The organism is Ruminiclostridium cellobioparum DSM 1351 = ATCC 15832, assembly GCF_000621505.1.
GTDB classification, from domain to species: Bacteria; Bacillota; Clostridia; order Acetivibrionales; family DSM-1351; genus Ruminiclostridium; species Ruminiclostridium cellobioparum.
Window position 1 is genome coordinate 24,926 of record NZ_JHYD01000050.1, and the last position, 17,758, is coordinate 42,683.

Here is a 17,758-nt window from a genome sequence, read left to right on the forward strand (position 1 = left end):
GGTTATAAGTGCACTACTCTTACCCTATCTTCATTTCCTTCCTTACCTGCACAAAGGCATCTATGGCAAAAGCCAGGTCTTCCATTGTATGAGCGGCAGAAATTTGAGTCCTTATACGGGCTTTTCCGGCAGGTACCACAGGATAAAAGAAACCAACTGCATAAACCCCTTTTTCCAGCAATCTTGCGGCCATTTCCTGGGCAACATTGGCATCTCCAAGCATAATGGGAACAATGGGATGAACTCCTTCAACAATATTGAAGCCTGCCTCCCTGATTTTTTCCCTGAAAAACAGTGTGTTCTGCATAAGCTTTTTCCTGAAATCCGCAGTTGTGTCCAGTAATTCCAATACTTTCAAAGATGCGTAAGCTACCGAAGGTGCCAGGGTATTGGAGAACAAATACGGCCTTGAACGCTGTCTCAAAAGGCTGATAATTTGGCTGCGTCCGCTTGTATAACCGCCGTTTGCGCCGCCTAACGCCTTTCCCAGAGTTCCTGTCAATATATCTATTCTATCCGAAACACCGCAGTATTCCGGCGTTCCACGTCCATTCCCGCCGATAAAGCCCACCGCATGGCTGTCATCCACCATGACCATGGCATCATATTTATCGGCCAGATTACATATCCCCCTGAGGTTGGCAATGATACCGTCCATGGAAAATACACCATCGGTAGCAATTAAACGGAATCTGGCATTTTGCGCCGCTTTCAGCTTTTCCTCCAGATCCTGCATGTCATTGTTTTTATACCTGTAACGGGCGGCTTTGCACAGTCTGACACCATCTATGATGCTTGCGTGATTGAGTTCATCACTGATTATTGCATCCTGTTCTGACAGAAGTGTCTCAAATAATCCGCCGTTTGCATCAAAGCAGGATGCATACAGGATAGTGTCCTCCATCCCTAGAAAATCCGAAAGTTTCCTCTCAAGCTTTTTATGAATATCCTGGGTTCCGCAAATGAATCTCACCGAAGACAGACCATATCCCCAGTCATCCAGACTCTCCTTTGCCGCAGCAACCACCTCCGGGTGGTTTGATAACCCCAGGTAATTGTTGGCACACATATTCAAAACTTTTTTACGGCCTGCAACACTTATATTGATATCTTGAGGGCTTGTCAAAACCCGCTCTTCCTTCCATAGGCCACTGCTTTTTATATTATCAAGTTCACTTATGTAAAATTCTTTCGCTTTTCCAAACATGTTCTCGATTCTCCTTGATAAAGATTTTCCTATTCCAATAGATATTTATACAAATTTTATCACTGATGTCAGTTCCACTCCAGTACCACTTTTCCCGAATTGCCTGAAGCCATGATTTCAAAACCTTTCTGGAAGTCCATAATATTAAAGCGGTGGGTTATTATCTTTGATATATCAAGTCCCGATTGAAGCATGACTGTCATCTTGTACCATGTCTCGTACATTTCCCTGCCGTATATGCCCTTGATGGTCAGTCCGTTGAATACAACCTTTTCCCAGTCAATTTGGGTACTGCTGTTTTGAATTCCAAGCAGTGCAATTTTTCCGCCGTGGCACATTAAATCCACCATTTTGTTGAAAGCACTTGCATTGCCCGACATTTCCAAACCCACATCAAAACCTTCCTTCATTCCCAGCTGTTCCATCGCAGCTTCAATGCTTGCTTCATTAATATTTATTGCCATGGTTACACCCAGCTTTTTAGCCAGTTCAAGACGGTAAGGATTGACATCTGTGATTACCACATGTCTTGCCCCGGCATGCCTTACAACAGCCGCTGCCATGATCCCTATGGGTCCGGCGCCGGTAATGAGTACATCCTCTCCCAATACATTGAATGCAAGCGCAGTATGCACCGCATTTCCAAACGGGTCAAAACAGCTGTGTATGTCCTGGGGTACCGAGCCGTCGCTATGCCACACATTGGTGACCGGTATGGCAATATACTCTGCAAAGGCACCAGGACGGTTTACACCGACACCGCTTGTATTCATGCATAAATGCCTCCGTCCGGCAAGGCAATTCCTGCACAATCCACAAACAATATGCCCTTCGCCCGAAACGATATCACCTAATTTGAAATCATGGACATTACTGCCCAGGGCTGCTACGGTGCCTACAAACTCATGTCCGATAGTCATGGGAGTCGGAATTGTTTTTTGTGCCCATTCATCCCAATTGTAAATATGTATATCCGTACCGCATATGGAGGTTTTATTGATCTTTATGAGAACATCATTTATCCCGATCCCGGGAACAGGTACCTCGTCCATCCATATACCCGGCTTTCTGTACCTTTTCACCAGCGCCTTCATGGTCCTTGCTTCAGCCATAGCAGTTCCTCCTTATATAACTTGCATATGCTATAACCTATCTGATAGCATATACCAATTGTACTACTAATGTTTTCCCGAATCAATATAATTTTTACAGGGCAAAATATTCAACTTTATTCATGGCTGAGACCGGCAGTCTGCGGCATTTGAAAAGCATATTGTCCTGGAGAAATTCAACCGCCTTGATACACTCTGAAGGCTGCCTAATGGCAGCCTTCAGGTTTTAATTCTTTACTTAATTTTTTAATTGCTTTCTTCTCTATCCTTGAGACATAGGATCTTGAAATTCCAAGCATTTTAGCTATTTCACGCTGAGTTTTACTGGTTCCGTTAAGTAAGCCGTATCTTAACTCCAATACTACCTTCTCCCTGTTTTTAAGAGTACCCTTCATTTTACTATACAACCGTTTTACCTGCATTTTCAGTTCTACTTCATCCACTACCGACTCAGAATCATTGCTGATAAGATCTATTAATGTTATTTCATTGCCTTCCTTATCGATTCCGATCGGATCCTGCAGTGAAACTTCATTTTGTATCTTTTTCGACGCTCTGATTTGCATTAGAATCTCATTTGCTATGCTCGCACAGCGGAAACAAAATGGTGCAATTATTCAATACTGCTCAGTACTACACTGTCCTATCACCTGTATTCAGGTGCATTTCAGATACATTTCAAGTCCTTTTCCATCCCATTCCAAGCGCTTTATTACACCTCTGAGCATCCCTCGTTTGATATCTATGCTTAATTGATCCCAGGCGATACACCGGGGCGGAAATATCTTACCGGCATATGTTTCTGCCGGCTCCCTGCAATTCATACTCTCAGGGCTTTTGAGCAAAAGATTTTCTATTGCGCTTATGTATATCTGTTTCTGACTGTTCAAACTGCTGAGCTGCTCCATTATTGCCGTTTCAAGATCGGAGCTTTTTTCCTTTGCCAATACCCTGACAAGGTTTTTCATCTCAAAATCCGTATTGAAAAGCTTCTCCTCCAATATGTGAAGTTCATCCTTTTTGGTGTCCCTGTTAAACCAGGTCTTCATTTCAGACAAATCCTTTTCATCGAATACGGGCGGGCAGGTCAAAAATAACTGTTCCAGCTGGCCCACAGCCATGCCGTCCACCTCATTGCCATTGGCATTTGCCATATCACACTGTACTTTCCGGCTTTTTTCCTTCAGCTCGCATATATAGTAGAATACCGGTTCACCATCCGGGCCAGGCCTTCTGCCGGCCTTGGGCCGCATGAAGCTTCCGCAGCCCGCACATCTGAGAATGCCCGACAGAAGCGCAGTATTGCTCTTAACCTTCCTGTAGGACTTGGATTTGTTCCTGGACAACAGCTCCTGTGCCTCTATCCATACCTCACCGGGTACTATCCCGGTGTGCAGGCCTACAGCAAGAATCCATTCGTCGCTTTTGCGGTATCTCTCACCGGAGCTGCCGGCATTTTGCCTGGTTTTATTATAGCCCATAAGTCCGCTCATTCCGTTAAACTCCTCTTTTTCGGAATACACCTCGTAATTGTTTGTGGACAGATATTCATAAAGCTTTTCATCAGCAACGGCATATACCGGATTGGAGAGAATAAATCTGATGGAAAACCTTCCGAAGACCGCTCCGTTCTTAGTATTTATCCTGTTTTGAGCCAGATACTTTTCAACCCTTGTAATGGATTTCAGTGTTATATATTTATTGTATATCAACTGTACCAGTTCAGCTTCTTCAGGTACAACCACCAGCTTGCAGCTTCTGATTTCGCGCCCGTTCGACCCACGGCTGCACACCATTTCCGACCTGTAACCGGTGGGTGTTGTGCCTCCGAGCCACCTGCCCGTCTTGGACAGCTGAAGCATGTTATCCCTGATTCTTTCGGCAATGGTCTCTCTCTCCAGCTGCGAAAAAACCGAGGCTATATACATCATTGCCCTTCCCATGGGCTTTGTGGTATCAAACTGCTCCTTGACAGACACAAAGTTAATTCCCCACTTTTCAAGTTTGTCAATCAATTGGGAGAAGTCCGAGACATTTCTGCTTACCCTGTCAAGTCTGTAGCAAACGATGGTATCAAACTTTTTATTCCGGGCATCCTTCAGCATTTGCTGAAACCTGGGCCGGTCGGTATTTCCCCCCGAAAAGCCCTCATCTTCATAAATAATAAAGTCCTCCTCATTGCAGTTAAGTACTTTAACAGCATACTCCCTGCACATATGTATCTGGTTCTCAACACTTTCTCCCTTACCGGTAAATTTGCTCTTGCGTGAATAAACTGCAACCTTCATAAAAAAACCCCATTTTACCAAGCCTTTACTTTAGTAATATTGGGGTCTTGTGCTTATTATTACAATAATTTATCTCAGCTGCTTTTAATCATCATTTTTACATATGGCACATATGGCTGTTTATCCAGTTTAGAATATCTCCGCTCACTTCATCCCTGTTCAATTCATTGAGGATTTCATGGCGTGAACCCTCATAAAGCTTCATTTTCAAATCACGCAGGCCAAGGCTGTCAAATATTTCGTACAGCTTTTCCACCTTCCTGCCATAATTCCCAACCGGGTCTTCCCGCCCTGCAAGCAAATATACCGGAAGATTTTTCGGAATATTGCCAAGCTTCTTTTCGTCGTACAAGTTGAGCATGGCACTCATGAAATAGTAATAAAACCCCGCCGAACAGGTGAAGCCGCAGTCCTTATCCTCCATATATTTGAGGACCTCGGCTTCATCACGGCTTAACCAGTCAAAACTGCTTTTTGGTTCTGCTATTTTTTTATTGTAGGTTCCAAAGCTCAATTTCTCAATAAGCCTTGCCGGTTTTTCCTCTCCCCATATCCCGGTCTGCAGCCGGGACAAAAGCTTACCCAATCTTATCTCAGCTCCAATTTGAGCAGCAGAGCCCGAGAGAATAATACCGTCTATTTCGTTTCCGTAACGTGTAATATATTCCTGTCCCACAAAAGAGCCGAAGCTATGTGCCAGAACAAACACCGGAATCTCAGGATATCTTTGTTTCAGCTCTTTTGTAATCAGGTATTGATCTTCAACCATCCTGTAGAATCCATTTTTACCCGTTACCCCGGGTTTACCGTTTTGCTGCGCTGTTTTTCCATGCCCTCTGAGATCATTTCCAAAAACAGCAATTCCATGGGAATTGAGAAATGCTGCCAGCCTTCCATACCTTCCGGCATGTTCCGCCATACCGTGAAATATCTGCAGAACAGCCGCAGGCTTTTCTGCTGTTTCCCAGCAGTATAAACATATTTTGTGCTCATCTGCGGCTGTCAGCCACACTGTTTTTTCTTCTGACAGTCTGTCCATTTCTGCACCACTCTTTCATATAAAATAGTTCTTATATAATTATAACCTCCATTGACAACGTATTGTACATTATTAATAGAGGTTATAACTTTTAAAGCGAAATTTTTATCAAAATTCAGCTTTTATCCGTTCAATCAGCAGTAAAATTATTTTTCTCTTCTGACTCACGCTCAAATCCAAACCGTTAAGGTATTCCTTTATCAATTTCAGATATTCCGTTCCCAGTAAACACCTGAGTGAATATGTATCTTCAGCGGAGTTGGGATAATTAACCTGCAGGGTATATTTCTTCTCTGCCATCTGCAATCTCCATGTCCCTGATATAAGGGTTAAAGGCACATTACTATCTGCATAATGTATATGAAAATCCGGCTAGTACAAATTCTATTAATCTCAAATTCATCTGCCAATTATAACTCATAGTAATTATATATGAAAACTAATGAAAACTAGTTGACATTTCAAACTACAGACTTTATAATCTAAAACATACTAAAATTATAAGATTACTATATTATAAAATTATGAAGGGTGAGTGCTGCTTTTGGATATCCATGGAATAAATAAACATATACGGCTCCATCACACTAAATTCGGTCATGATACTCATGAACACCACCACAACACCACTGTCAATGATTATGCTTCGGCAGTCTCAGAATACAAAAAAACCTTTGCCTCCAAGAAAGACGTTCTGGAGCAAACCCCTGATCCGGCTGTGAGAGATTTGCTTTTACATATGGAACAGCTGGGAATAGAAACTACCTTTGACAGGTTTGATGCACAAAAACCCCAGTGCAGTTTCGGCCTGGCCGGTGTATGCTGCAGAAACTGTACCATGGGGCCCTGCAAAATAACACCAAAAAGCACTAGAGGAGTATGCGGAGCCGATGCTGATGTCATTGTAGCCCGGAATCTGCTCCGGAGCGTTGTTGCAGGCGTGTCGGCCCACGGCGCCAGAGGAAGGGAAAGCATGCTGGCTTTGAAATATGCTTCTGAAGGAAAAATTGATATTCCGATTGAGGGTGAAGCAAAAATTCTGGCAGTTGCCGGAGCATTCGGGCTTGACACTGGGAATAAAACGGTAAAAGAGCTGGCAGGTGAGGTTGCCGATATCCTCCTTGAGGATTTATCCCGGACAGTACCCGGACCTCATAAAACTCTTCATGCCTTTGCTGCCAAAGAAAGGATCAAAACCTGGGCCGAGCTGGATATTCTCCCCATAAGCCCTTACCACGAGGTATTTGAAAGCCTTCACAGAACCAGCACCGGCAATGACGGCGACTGGAAGAATCTGATGAAGCAGCTGCTCCGCAGCGGAGTTGCCTTTGCCTGGTCAAGCGTGCTGGGCTCCTCCATAGCAATGGACAGTCTTTTCGGGCTTCCAAACAGGAGTACCTCCAGGGTAAATACTGGTGCTCTGGAAAAGGGCTATGTTAACATTGCCCTGCATGGGCACTCCCCCATACTGATAAGTGAAATAGTCAAGCTTGGAAGAACCGAGGAGTTTGACGAACTCGCAAAAGCCAACGGTGCCCTTGGCATTAAATTTTACGGTATTTGCTGTTCAGGGTTGTCGTCCATGTACAGGTATGGCGGTGTAATTCCGCTGTCAAATGCCATCGGTGCAGAGCTCATACTCGGAACAGGCGCATTGGACCTGTGGGTGGCAGACGTTCAGGATGTGTTCCCCACAATCATGGAGGTAGCAAATTGTTTCAAGACAGTGGTTGTCACCACAAATGATTCGGCAAGGCTGCCCGGCGCCGAGCACTATGGTTTTGACCATGATCACTCCAATCTGGATCAGGTCCCGGAGCTTGCGGGAAAAATCCTGAATCGCGCCATAGAGAGCTTTGCAAACAGACGTGAGGTACCGGTTCATATACCACAGTACGAGATTGAGGCCGAGGTAGGCTTTTCAGTTGAATATATCAACAGACATTTCGGCGGTGTCAAACCCATTGCAGAAGCATTAAAGAGCGGAAAAATACTTGGTATTGTCAACCTGGTAGGTTGTAACAATCCACGAATAGTATATGAAAAAGCTGTAGTTGAACTGGCAGAAATACTGCTGAAAAACAATGTTCTCATATTGACCAACGGTTGTGCCTCTTTTCCCTTGATGAAACTGGGATACTGCTCGATCAAGGCACTGGAGCAGACAGGCGACGGGCTGCGCAGCTTCCTGCAGGACCTGCCACCGGTCTGGCATATGGGAGAATGTCTGGATAATGCCAGAGCCTCGGCCCTTTTCAAAGCAGCAGCCGAAGCAGCTGAAGCAGACATCAAGGATATGCCCTATGCCTTTGCCAGTCCCGAATGGTCAAACGAAAAGGGTATTTGTGCGGCACTGAGCTTCAGGCTGCTGGGTGTGAACTCTTATCATTGTGTTCATACCCCCACACAGGGCTCGGATAACGTAACCGAATTTATGAAAAACGGAACAAAAGAAATATTGGGCTCAAGTATGATAGTTGATGTAAACCATATAGAGCTGGCAAATCAGCTGGTTGCCGACCTGAAAGAACAAAGGAAAGCCCTTGGCTGGGATTAGGCAATTACAAATCCAATACAAATCATAGGAGGCATTTTATGAAGATTTTTAAAAAGATAATTACAGCTGCATTGGTACTGGGTATTGCCGGAGGAGCCGCCGCCTGCGGGAATTCAGCGGGCACCTCTGCAACCTCCGGTCAAACCAATACCGGAACTGTTTCAGCCAGCTCCGGCATAGCTTCTAATACAAATGCCGACAGCAAATCGGCAAAAAAAACCGTTAAAATTGCATATTTGCCCATAACACACGCTTTGCCGGTCTTTGTTGAAAATGAACTTCAGGATAAAGCCGGAAATAATTATGAAATTGAGCTTGTAAAATACGGTTCCTGGCCTGAATTAATGGATGCTTTAAACACAGGGCATGTTGACGGAGCATCTGTTCTGATCGAGCTTGCAATGAAAGCCCGGGAACAGGGAATTGGAATTAAAGCTGTAGCCCTTGGCCATAAGGACGGAAATGTGGTTGTTGTATCCAATAAAATCAACGGTATAAAGGATCTCAAGGGTAAAACCTTTGCTATTCCACACAGGCAATCTTCCCATAATATACTGCTGAATCAGATGCTTAAAAATGAGGGAATGAGTATCAGCGATATCAAGGTTGTTGAACTTGCTCCTCCCGAGATGCCTGCTGCACTGGCTTCAGGACAGATTGACGGCTATTCGGTGGCAGAACCCTTTGGAGCTAAATCCGTTGCAATCAATTCCGGAAAAGTTTTATTCGAATCAAATGAACTCTGGGAGGATTCAATTTGCTGCTCCCTGGTATTTACAGATAATTTTATAAACAATAACAAAGAAATTGCCCAAAAGGTTGCTGCCAACTACAGTGAAGCAGGAAAGTTCATTGGATCAAACAAGGAGAAAGCAGATGAAATTGCCAAGAAATACTTGAAGCTGGACGATAAAGTATTGGACCTGTCAATGAAATGGATATCCTATGATGACCTGGCTATAACTCAGGAAGCCTATGAGGATTTAAGCAAAAAAGTAGTTGAGTTTGGTATCTCCAAAACACCTCCGACTTATGAGGATTTTGTTGATCCCTCCCTGTTGAAATAACAACGTCATTTGTTTACATTATTTTACGCACAATATTGACAACCTTAACTTTAATCAATACAAAGCTTACGGTGCCATGCTTACAGCGGGTACCGTGGTCTGGAGGTAACAGTGAAAAAAGTATTTCATATAGCAGTATCCTTTATTGTACTCATTTCCATATGGCAGCTGGCAGTATCCTTCGGCAGCTGGAACGAATCACTGTTTCCGTCTCCGCTGAAAGTGGTGCAGGGATTTAAAGAGCTCATGGAATCAGGCACTCTGGCTGCCGGCATCAAGGATAGCCTGTACCGGTTTGCAGTGGGCTACAGCATTGCAGCTGTTTCAGCAATCATTATCGGTATGTTTCTGGGCTGGTTCCGGAAGCTCTGGAATTTCGTAAATCCTGTTGTACAGCTCATCAGGCCTATTTCCCCTATCGCCTGGCTTCCTTTCGTAGTATTGTGGTTCGGTATCGGAGACCTTCCGGCCATGGTTATCATTTTCATTGCAGCCTTCTTTCCCATATTGCTCACAACTATTTCTGCAGTTGGTAAAGTGGATCAGACTTATATAAAGGTTGCCAAAAATTTCGGACTCAACCAGTTCCAAACGCTGCTTAAAATAGTTCTGCCCTCTGCCTTCCCCTTCATAGCAACCGGACTGCACTTGGCTTTGGGGACAGCGTGGGTGTTCCTGGTCGCCGGAGAAATGGTAGGTTCCCAGACCGGCCTGGGCTTTATGATAATTGACGCAAGAAACAATCTTCGCGCCGATATGCTCCTGGCAAGCATATTGAGTATAGGCCTGCTCGGTCTGATTCTGGACAGCCTGATTGGATTGGCCGAGAAAAAGCTTCTCAAAATATCCGGCTTTGTTCCAAATGAAAGGGGGGCTTAATTTTGTTTATAAATATTGAAGATGTTTCTAAAAACTACATTCAAAACAAAAAAACCTTTTGTGCAATGGAACATGTTTCACTTCAAATTGAAGAAGGTGAATTTATATGTTTGCTTGGTCCCAGCGGCTGCGGTAAAACCACTTTGCTTAATTCCATCGCGGGTTTTGAGAAAGTTTCGGAAGGAAGAATATCCATTGCTGGAAACGAGGTAATTGCTCCCTCAACAAAGAATGTTACCATTTTTCAGAGTTATGGCCTGCTGCCCTGGAGAACGGTTCAGAAAAATGTGGAACTGGGTCTGGAAGGTAAGAAGCTGGCCAAAAAGGAACGCCGGGAAATTGCCGCCAGATATATTTCGCTGGTGGGACTTTCCGAATTCAGCAAGAGTCATCCCGGCCAGCTTTCAGGCGGTATGCAGCAGCGCGTGGCAATAGCCCGTGCCCTGGCGGTGGATCCTGAAATAATTTTCATGGATGAGCCCTTTGGAGCTTTGGACGCGCTGACACGTATGAAAATGCAGGATGAGATTTCAAGCATATGGCAGGAACAGAAAAAAACCATTATATTTGTTACCCACGACATTGATGAAGCCGTATTCCTGGCCGACAGGGTTGTAATCATGACTCCCAATCCCGGCAAAATAAAAAGTATCGTTCCAGTTCCCCTTGCAAGAAAAAGAGACAGAACCAGCGAGGATTTTCTAAAGATAAGAGACAGGATATTTACCGAATTTGAAATGAAGCAAAAGGATAATACCGAGTTTTATATTTAATAATAAACGCCTGCAGCGCCAATATGGTTTGGATTAGTGCAATTGCCTGCTATCGAAACTGATTTTTGTTTCCGTAACGGGGTAATTGCATTTTCTATACACCTGGCTGCATAGGTAGCCAGTCTTGTTCCTTTGTCCATATTGAATGTGGATATTGCTTTAATCAAACCGATAGTACCTATTGAGATAAGGTCATCGCTGTCACTTCCGCACGAGCCGTATTTTTTAACGATATGTGCAACAAGCCTTAAGTTTCTCTCAATTAGAATATTTCTTGCTTCCTCATTCCCATTTCTGTATGCTTCAACATAGTACTGTTCCTCCTCAGAGTTTAAAGGCTGAGGGAAGGAATTAACATTTGAAACGTAGCCCAGCATGAGGAATAAGTTATTTAGCCCATCAAAGATTGCTGAAAATAGTATATCTATCAAGCAAGGCACCCCCTATTGTTTTCGAGTTATGTACCAAATTAATGATTTTTTCATAACTCAAAAATAGTGTACCTTTCTAATCTATGATAAATACTATGGAAAAATGCCAGTCCTTGTAAAAATTTTTTAAATAGAATTTGTGAATTACATCTGGAAATAAGAAATAAATAACCTGAATTAATTAATATGGGAAAAGATTGCGTAAAGGCTGACAGGAAAGTGGGAAAATAACTATTTGACACGCTTTATTATAAATTCTTCCTGTTTGGAAACCTGAGCTTCAATTCTGTCCAATCTGTCAGAGTGTTGTTTATAACCGTCAAATAAAGCATCCAGTTTATTTCCGTGATCGGTCTCAATTCTGAGAACAGCTTTTTTAAGCTCGTTTATCTCGCCCTGCATGTTATCGATTTTGCCTTCGATAGTATCAATTTTGCCTTCGATAGTACCAATTTTGCCTTCGATAGTACCAATTTTGCCTTCGATAGTACCAATTTTGCCTTCAATAGTACCAATTTTGCCTTCAATAGTACCAATTTTGCCTTCAATAGTACCAATTTTGCCTTCAATAGTACCAATTTTGCCTTCAATAGTGTCCATTCTGCTTTCGATATTACCGATTTTGCCAGACAAATCCGAATACATTTTAGTTAAAAGTTCAAAGATTTTTTCTTCCATTTTATTACCTCCTTTCAAAAATAATTATATCATATGAAAATATATGTAGCCATAAAAATTTTTATTCAAGCCTATAATTTAAAATTCTCAATTTTATGTAACCTCATCTTTTAAAATCTCATATCCTATTTATATAAAGTATATTCTGCGATTAGGAAAGGAGAAAGATATGACTGAATTTGACAATCCATATAGTCAATATACCGATTCCGATGAACGAAAATCCATGTGTGAAAAAATGGTAGTTGCTATGGCTTATGTTCCTGATCAAGATTGGGAAACACCTTATGATACACTTGGCGGACTGGACAGAGGTACATTGTTCCCAAGCCTGGATAAGCCCTGGTTGGGAGGGGGAAGTAAGTGATGAATAATAATATGACCGGAAATGTCGAGAGTCTCATGAACAATAATTTAAACAGCAACGTGGCTGCCAGCAGCAATGTAAGTAATTTGATGAATTCAAATGCAAATGTACATGCCATGCAAAAGCTATCTGAGCGTGAAAGTATGTTATTGCAGGTGCAGGCATACGAATTTGCTCTGGTAGAGGTAGGGTTGTTCCTCGACACCCATCCCAATGATCAAACTGCCCTGGCTTATTTTAGCCAATATCGCGAACTGAAGCATAGAGCCGTATCTGATTACACCAGAATGTATGGTCCTATAACGATGGATCATATGGATAATGACTTATCTACATGGAGATGGATTGATAACCCATGGCCATGGGAAACAGGAAGTGAGGGATAAATATGTGGGTTTATGAAAAAAAATTACAATACCCGGTCAAAATAGCTCAACCAAATGCCAAACTGGCAAAGGTTATTATAACTCAACTTGGCGGGCCCGTTTTCATATTTTTCTAAATTATGTATTAGGCTTGTCCTGCCCAAGACAATAGGCAGTTTGAATATTTCTTGAGAGGGTTAAAATTACAGTATTTCTTTTTTACCGCCTTTTATTACGGTGATCTCTATATCCTGCTTTTCAAGCTTATTATTGATTATCTCAATGGCTTTTTCCTGATTCGTCAGTTTCTCATATACCATCTGGTAACCTTCCAAAGAAGCTTTTATATCAGGCTTTATTTCATTTTCTATACATGTTTCAATTTTGGTCAATCTTGTATTTGTTTCTTTCATTTCTTTTTCAAGTTTATCGAACTTACCTTCCATTTTATCAAACTTACCGGAAAACTCATTATACATTTTCGTTAATAGCTCAAAAGTTTTATCCTCCATCTATTCACCTCCAATATGTTTTAGGTATAAACATTATATCATAAAATTTTAAAATATAACCATGATTTTATTCTTCAAAGGTATATTCAAATGTAAGATTATAGTCATCACCGATAATAATTTTTTTTATAATTTTTCTAACTATTTCATCTTTAAGTTCATAATTAAGGTTGTTTATGTTATGAATCAAACCTTTGACTTTCTCTTTTATTTCAAAATATCTGTCCTCAAGATTATCAACCTTTTTCAATTTTTGATCCAGAAGAAGAAGCTTTTTTTCAAGTTGTGATTTTTGATCTCTAAGTTCATTAAGCCTTATCCTATACTCATCCAATGTTATGGCGTCAGCCTCAAAGGCTAACTGCTGTCTTTTAACTGCAAAGTTAGTATTATCCAGCTTATCTTTGACTATCTCCCGGTCTTTCTTATCTTTTTCCAGCTTCAGATCATAAATGTATTGCTTTTGTCTTATTCTTTCATCAATGATATCATTACTTGCAAACAACTCTTTTATAGCATTCATGACCATATCATCTACAATTTCCATTCTGTAATTTGAGTTTTTATTTTTACAAGTTCCTGTTATCTTCTTATCGAAATAATAAAAATAATAATCATCGTCTGTTCTGTCATTTTTAGATTTTCCTTTGGATTTATTTTTCGGAATCTTCCCTCCGAACAGTTTGTTTCCACAAGAAGAACAATAAAGCAGGCCGGACAACAAATACTTTTTAGTGCAGCTCCATTCCTTATTATCTTTTTCTTTTCTGTCCTGAATAATTTGCTGAATCCTATCAAATCTGTCTTTTGAGATCAAGGGAGGATGAGTATTCTCGCGTACTATCCATTGATCCTGGGGCCTTACCATTCTTTTGGCTTTTCCTGCACTGTCTCTGACGGTTAACGTGACATTATACATGTTTATTCCTAAATAAACCGGATTGGACAATATATTCAGAATAGAGTTGGTTGTCCAATTATTGCCACCGCTGCTAGTCTTTATACCATGGGAATTTAGGTACTTGCATATTTTAAGCCTGCCCCATCCTCCAATAAATTTATCGACTATTAATTTGTAAATTTCCGCAGTATCCGGGTTTAAAACCAAGTGTTGTCCATCCTCGGATAACTTATAACCAAATGCCGGCTTCGCAACGTTAGTTTTACCTTCATTTGCCTTAATCATCTGAGTTATCTTAACCCTGGTGCTTGTAACTTTTCTTTCCTTTTGTGCAAGACCGGCATGGATAACCAGAAGAAATTCATCATCATCTGTTCTGCTGTCATAACCTTCCTTTATCGATATAAAAAAAGCGCCTTGAGAAACAAGGCTTCTTTTAAGTTCAATAATATCCAATATATCACGTGAAGTTCTGGATATTTCCTTAGATGCTATTCCTTTTATTCTACCAGCAGAAATATCATTTTTTAAACGGGTCATTTCATTTCTCAGATAACTATATGCCCCTGTCTTTACATCTGTATAAAAATCAACAATATTATACCCGTTTATTCTAGCCCATTCATTTATGTATTTTTTTTGATTGTCAATAGATGTTTTCTGACTATCTTTTTTTGTTGAAATCCTTATATAGCCTCCAATATTTAGTCCTGTTTCATCTAGAGTTTTTTTTACATCAGTGAATTCCTCAAGTCTATTTCCTTTTACCAGAGGCGGAAGGTAATCCATTTACTTTATCCCCCTTTATTTTCAGGTTATAGGCTTTTTTTTCAGTACCAGAAGTTTGAGTTTCTGAATCAATTGCTTTTTTTATTAAAATTTCAATAACATCATCCAACACATCAATTTTAGTCATATTATTCACCCCCAATACAATATATGATTTTTTAAATCAAATGTGATTTAATGATGATAACCAGTATTTCACAACACATTCATGCACTGGAATGATCTTTTGTAAATCCCAGTACATGATCTATTGTGAAATAAAATAAACTTCCTTTTCGCCAATTCCAACTTTAACTACGATTCCTCGCAGGGTTTAACCTCATGGCTCCCTCCGGTATTTCAGCAGCCTTTCCGTGCCAGGTATATTACCTCATTATTTATCCATGTGCATGATGAATGCATTACTCTTTATACATGGAAAACAAAATACACAACTACTGTATAATTGGCTCTACATGCCACTAATCTATATTACTGTCGCATTTCCAAGCATTTGGCCCACCTCACATTTGACTATTGAGCACAACAATATACTCCTGCAAGAATTAACAGAATGCCAAAACTCAGGAAATATATGCCTTTACTCCTCATAGAGTAAAATTACTGTAGGGAATTAAAGGGATAAAATTCCAAAAGAATTGAAAAAGAAGATAACATCCTGTTATGATATAAGTTCTCACACAAAATAAACAGACTAGGATGTATCTTCTATGTACAACAGTATACAGCAATTTTTAGATTTTGGAATAGCAAATATTAGAGAAACAGTTAAGAGTTTTATTGAGCAAGGCGATGATGTAGCTAATCTGGTTCTGGGTCTTCAAAAAGATATTTTTGAGTTAGGCCGAAATATTGTGGCAGAGGTTTTGGATGGAATGGATGAACACCTGCGGAAATCTGGATGTAGAAAACAACAATGGGAGATAATTCGTAAAGACAATGCCAGTGTTTTAACTTCTTTTGGTAGGGTAGATTATTCGCGTACATACTTTCTTTCTAAAAAACAGGCGAAAGAAAATATCTTGTGGATAGTATTGTTGGAATAAATCCACATGACCGTGTAACGGCAGATGTAGTAATTAATGCCATAGATGAAGCCGTAGACAGCAGTTATCGTAAGGCCGGTGAAAAAGCATCATATGTTGAAAAAATTAGTAAGCAGGCAGTTATGGATAAGATACATAACCTTGAAGTGGTACAGCCAAGTGTGATTATTCAACATAAAAAAGAAAATAGAGTTCTCTTTATCGAGGCAGATGAAGATCATGTGGCACAGCAAAAAAAGAAGCGACAAACACAAAAAAATCCTAATCAAAGAAATATTCTTATGCCAAAGATGATATATGTTCATGAAGGAATAGATTATGAAAAGAGTACGACAAAAAGGAAAGTATTAAAAAACGTACGATACTTTGGTGGAATGCGTAATAGCGAAGAATTATGGCTTGAAGTATCAAAATATATAGATGAAGTTTACGATGTTAACAAGGTTGAAACCATGTATTTGTCAGGTGACGGAGCTGCATGGATAAAGCAGGGATTAACATGGATTCCTAAGAGCAAATTTGTTTTAGACAATTATCATTTAAATAAATATATTAAAGCTGCAACTGCCCACTTGGATAATGAAGCAATAACACAAGGGTTAAAGGATGCTGTAGATGAAGCTGACAAAGACATTCTAAAAAGAGTATTCAAGAAAATATTAGAGCTGACAACTTCAGAAACCAGGTATAATACCGTACTTGAAGCAAAGCGATACATTGAAAACAATTGGTCGGGAATAGAAATTAAAGTAGATAACTATGAGATAATTGGGTGTAGTGCTGAAGGCCATATAAGCCACGTTTTCTCTGATAGATTAAGTAGTAGGCCTATGGGGTGGTCTAGGATTGGAACTGACAAAATGGCCCAATTACGTATATTTAAAAAGAATGGTGGAAAAGTATACGATCTTGTAATGGCACAAAAGAAAAAAGGAAAGCAAGAAAAAGAACACGAGGAGCAAGATAACTTAATCAAAGAGCTAAAGAAAGCAAGTAGCAATAGATATTTAAGTTCCTGGAACAGTAATATAACAGTACTGGAAAAAGGGCATAAAACAGCGTTGTATAACAGTTTGAGAAATATAAGTAGTTTTTAAAATATAAATAGGGATAAAAGAACGGCGAAGCGAACCTTTACAATAAGAGGGACCCGTATGATATACTAATAAAAGTTGGCAGCGGTTAAACTCTGAATTTATACTATCAAGGAATGCTGCGCTTTAGCTGACAATATCATATGGGGGATGCTTGTTGTAAAGGTTGTGACTGGAGACACCGCATAATCCAAGGATGATAATCTGTTTTTCAATTCGAGAATGTAAAAATTTTTGATGGTTTGAACTAAGGAAATAGCTCCTTCTTGGCAAGAATTTAAACAAATGCTGAGGAGGAGATTTTTTATGAGTACAATTCCTAAGAATGTAATTCGGGAAATAATCAAGGAAAATGACTTTAAAAATCCAGGAGAGATTTATGCTTACCTGAGAGATGGATTTAAAGATATCATTCAAGAAATGCTTGAAGCTGAAATGGATGTTAATCTCGGGTATGATAAAAATGATGTTAAGAATAAGCAGACAGATAATTACCGAAATGGCCATACTCAGAAAACAGTTAAGAGCCAGTATGGTGAGTTTGATCTGAGTATTCCACGGGACAAAAACGGCGAATTTGAACCTAAAATTGTTCCTAAGTACAAAAGAGATATTTCAGGCATTGAGGAAAAAGTGATATCACTTTATTCACG

18 protein-coding genes and 2 pseudogenes are annotated in these 17,758 nt (G+C 40.4%); 9 read left to right on the forward strand and 11 right to left on the reverse strand.

Translation table 11 applies throughout. From position 1 onward, the window contains the following. Positions 1-19: 19 nt before the first annotated feature. The 6 genes from T344_RS0117225 to T344_RS0117250 all read right to left on the reverse strand — a co-directional run bounded on the left by T344_RS0117225 (position 20) and on the right by T344_RS0117250 (position 5,946). Complete coding sequence (locus T344_RS0117225; RefSeq protein WP_027629741.1) at positions 20-1,207, reverse strand: glycine C-acetyltransferase; 1,188 nt, start codon at positions 1,205-1,207, stop codon at positions 20-22. Positions 1,208-1,275: 68 nt separating this feature from the next. Then, entirely contained in the window at positions 1,276-2,319 is a 1,044-nt protein-coding gene (gene tdh / locus T344_RS0117230) for an L-threonine 3-dehydrogenase (protein WP_084331265.1), read from the reverse strand. Positions 2,320-2,525: 206 nt separating this feature from the next. Continuing rightward, on the reverse strand, positions 2,526-2,936 hold the full coding sequence (locus T344_RS28540) for a sigma-70 family RNA polymerase sigma factor (protein ID WP_084331266.1): 411 nt from the start codon (positions 2,934-2,936) through the stop codon (positions 2,526-2,528). Positions 2,937-2,975: 39 nt separating this feature from the next. Beyond that, entirely contained in the window at positions 2,976-4,607 is a 1,632-nt protein-coding gene (locus T344_RS0117240) for a recombinase family protein (RefSeq protein ID WP_027629743.1), read from the reverse strand. Between the two features lie 97 nt (positions 4,608-4,704). Next, positions 4,705-5,646 carry an alpha/beta hydrolase gene (locus T344_RS0117245; RefSeq protein ID WP_034861986.1) on the reverse strand — a complete coding sequence of 314 codons (942 nt, stop codon included), beginning with the start codon at positions 5,644-5,646 and terminating at the stop codon, positions 4,705-4,707. Between the two features lie 108 nt (positions 5,647-5,754). Then, positions 5,755-5,946 carry a hypothetical protein gene (locus T344_RS0117250; protein WP_027629745.1) on the reverse strand — a complete coding sequence of 64 codons (192 nt, stop codon included), beginning with the start codon at positions 5,944-5,946 and terminating at the stop codon, positions 5,755-5,757. 244 nt (positions 5,947-6,190) lie between these two features. Here T344_RS0117250 and cooS point away from each other — a divergent pair, with 244 nt between their 5' ends. The 4 genes from cooS (at position 6,191) to T344_RS0117270 (ending at position 10,922) form a co-directional block, all read left to right on the forward strand. After that, positions 6,191-8,203, forward strand: a complete 2,013-nt coding sequence (gene cooS, locus T344_RS0117255; protein WP_027629746.1) for an anaerobic carbon-monoxide dehydrogenase catalytic subunit — start codon at positions 6,191-6,193, stop codon at positions 8,201-8,203. A 38-nt stretch (positions 8,204-8,241) separates the two neighbouring features. Then, positions 8,242-9,270 (forward strand): ABC transporter substrate-binding protein, encoded by a 1,029-nt coding sequence (locus T344_RS0117260; protein ID WP_027629747.1) that lies wholly within the window; start codon positions 8,242-8,244, stop codon positions 9,268-9,270. A gap of 111 nt (positions 9,271-9,381) precedes the next feature. Then, the gene (locus tag T344_RS0117265) at positions 9,382-10,149 is read left to right on the forward strand and encodes an ABC transporter permease (protein WP_027629748.1); all 768 of its coding nucleotides are present in this window, start codon (positions 9,382-9,384) and stop codon (positions 10,147-10,149) included. Positions 10,150-10,151: 2 nt separating this feature from the next. Continuing rightward, entirely contained in the window at positions 10,152-10,922 is a 771-nt protein-coding gene (locus tag T344_RS0117270; protein WP_027629749.1) for an ABC transporter ATP-binding protein, read from the forward strand. Here T344_RS0117270 and T344_RS0117275 read toward each other — a convergent pair. Together T344_RS0117275 and T344_RS31040 are read right to left on the reverse strand one after the other, a co-directional pair. Further along, complete coding sequence (locus T344_RS0117275; RefSeq protein WP_027629750.1) at positions 10,919-11,353, reverse strand: sigma-70 family RNA polymerase sigma factor; 435 nt, start codon at positions 11,351-11,353, stop codon at positions 10,919-10,921. The genes T344_RS0117270 and T344_RS0117275 overlap by 4 nt on opposite strands. A 231-nt stretch (positions 11,354-11,584) precedes the next feature. Continuing rightward, positions 11,585-12,031 carry a hypothetical protein gene (locus T344_RS31040; protein ID WP_051571985.1) on the reverse strand — a complete coding sequence of 149 codons (447 nt, stop codon included), beginning with the start codon at positions 12,029-12,031 and terminating at the stop codon, positions 11,585-11,587. Between the two features lie 169 nt (positions 12,032-12,200). Between T344_RS31040 and T344_RS0117285 the strand changes: the two genes are divergently transcribed. From T344_RS0117285 to T344_RS0117295, 3 genes and pseudogenes are all read left to right on the forward strand, one after another. Next, positions 12,201-12,398, forward strand: a complete 198-nt coding sequence (locus T344_RS0117285; RefSeq protein ID WP_004625326.1) for a spore coat associated protein CotJA — start codon at positions 12,201-12,203, stop codon at positions 12,396-12,398. After that, positions 12,398-12,784, forward strand: coding sequence for a spore coat protein CotJB (locus tag T344_RS0117290; protein ID WP_242842103.1), 387 nt, complete (start codon positions 12,398-12,400; stop codon positions 12,782-12,784). The genes T344_RS0117285 and T344_RS0117290 overlap by 1 nt, the downstream gene beginning before the upstream one ends. Positions 12,785-12,786: 2 nt before the next feature. Next, positions 12,787-12,882, forward strand: a pseudogene (locus tag T344_RS0117295) (manganese catalase family protein); the annotation flags it as partial. 84 nt (positions 12,883-12,966) lie between these two features. On the opposite strand, the gene T344_RS0117300 reads toward T344_RS0117295, so the two are convergent. The 3 genes from T344_RS0117300 to T344_RS31045 form a co-directional block, all read right to left on the reverse strand. Next, positions 12,967-13,275, reverse strand: a complete 309-nt coding sequence (locus T344_RS0117300; RefSeq protein WP_027629753.1) for a hypothetical protein — start codon at positions 13,273-13,275, stop codon at positions 12,967-12,969. Between the two features lie 67 nt (positions 13,276-13,342). Beyond that, positions 13,343-14,965: a recombinase family protein gene (locus T344_RS0117305; RefSeq protein WP_027629754.1), complete on the reverse strand. Its 1,623-nt coding sequence runs from the start codon at positions 14,963-14,965 to the stop codon at positions 13,343-13,345. Next, positions 14,931-15,092: a hypothetical protein gene (locus T344_RS31045; protein ID WP_154669453.1), complete on the reverse strand. Its 162-nt coding sequence runs from the start codon at positions 15,090-15,092 to the stop codon at positions 14,931-14,933. The genes T344_RS0117305 and T344_RS31045 overlap by 35 nt, the downstream gene beginning before the upstream one ends. A 583-nt stretch (positions 15,093-15,675) precedes the next feature. On the opposite strand from T344_RS31045, the pseudogene T344_RS28550 reads away from it, so the two are divergent. Together T344_RS28550 and T344_RS0117320 are read left to right on the forward strand one after the other, a co-directional pair. Beyond that, positions 15,676-17,108: pseudogene (locus tag T344_RS28550) on the forward strand (ISLre2 family transposase). Positions 17,109-17,411: 303 nt separating this feature from the next. Next, positions 17,412-17,758: transposase (locus T344_RS0117320; protein WP_027629755.1), on the forward strand; the 347-nt coding region annotated here is incomplete at its 3' end.

Bases quoted from the DNA above. Each gene is read 5' to 3' on its own strand.
- T344_RS31045 (WP_154669453.1), bottom strand. From the start codon at position 15,092: ATGACTAAAATTGATGTGTTGGATGATGTTATTGAAATTTTAATAAAA.
- T344_RS0117305 (WP_027629754.1), bottom strand. From the start codon at position 14,965: ATGGATTACCTTCCGCCTCTGGTAAAAGGAAATAGACTTGAGGAATTC.
- T344_RS31040 (WP_051571985.1), bottom strand. From the start codon at position 12,031: ATGGAAGAAAAAATCTTTGAACTTTTAACTAAAATGTATTCGGATTTG.
- T344_RS0117225 (WP_027629741.1), bottom strand. From the start codon at position 1,207: ATGTTTGGAAAAGCGAAAGAATTTTACATAAGTGAACTTGATAATATA.
- T344_RS0117260 (WP_027629747.1), top strand. From the start codon at position 8,242: ATGAAGATTTTTAAAAAGATAATTACAGCTGCATTGGTACTGGGTATT.
- T344_RS0117290 (WP_242842103.1), top strand. From the start codon at position 12,398: ATGAATAATAATATGACCGGAAATGTCGAGAGTCTCATGAACAATAAT.
- T344_RS0117240 (WP_027629743.1), bottom strand. From the start codon at position 4,607: ATGAAGGTTGCAGTTTATTCACGCAAGAGCAAATTTACCGGTAAGGGA.
- T344_RS0117300 (WP_027629753.1), bottom strand. From the start codon at position 13,275: ATGGAGGATAAAACTTTTGAGCTATTAACGAAAATGTATAATGAGTTT.
- T344_RS0117245 (WP_034861986.1), bottom strand. From the start codon at position 5,646: ATGGACAGACTGTCAGAAGAAAAAACAGTGTGGCTGACAGCCGCAGAT.
- T344_RS0117285 (WP_004625326.1), top strand. From the start codon at position 12,201: ATGACTGAATTTGACAATCCATATAGTCAATATACCGATTCCGATGAA.
- tdh (WP_084331265.1), bottom strand. From the start codon at position 2,319: ATGGCTGAAGCAAGGACCATGAAGGCGCTGGTGAAAAGGTACAGAAAG.
- T344_RS0117250 (WP_027629745.1), bottom strand. From the start codon at position 5,946: ATGGCAGAGAAGAAATATACCCTGCAGGTTAATTATCCCAACTCCGCT.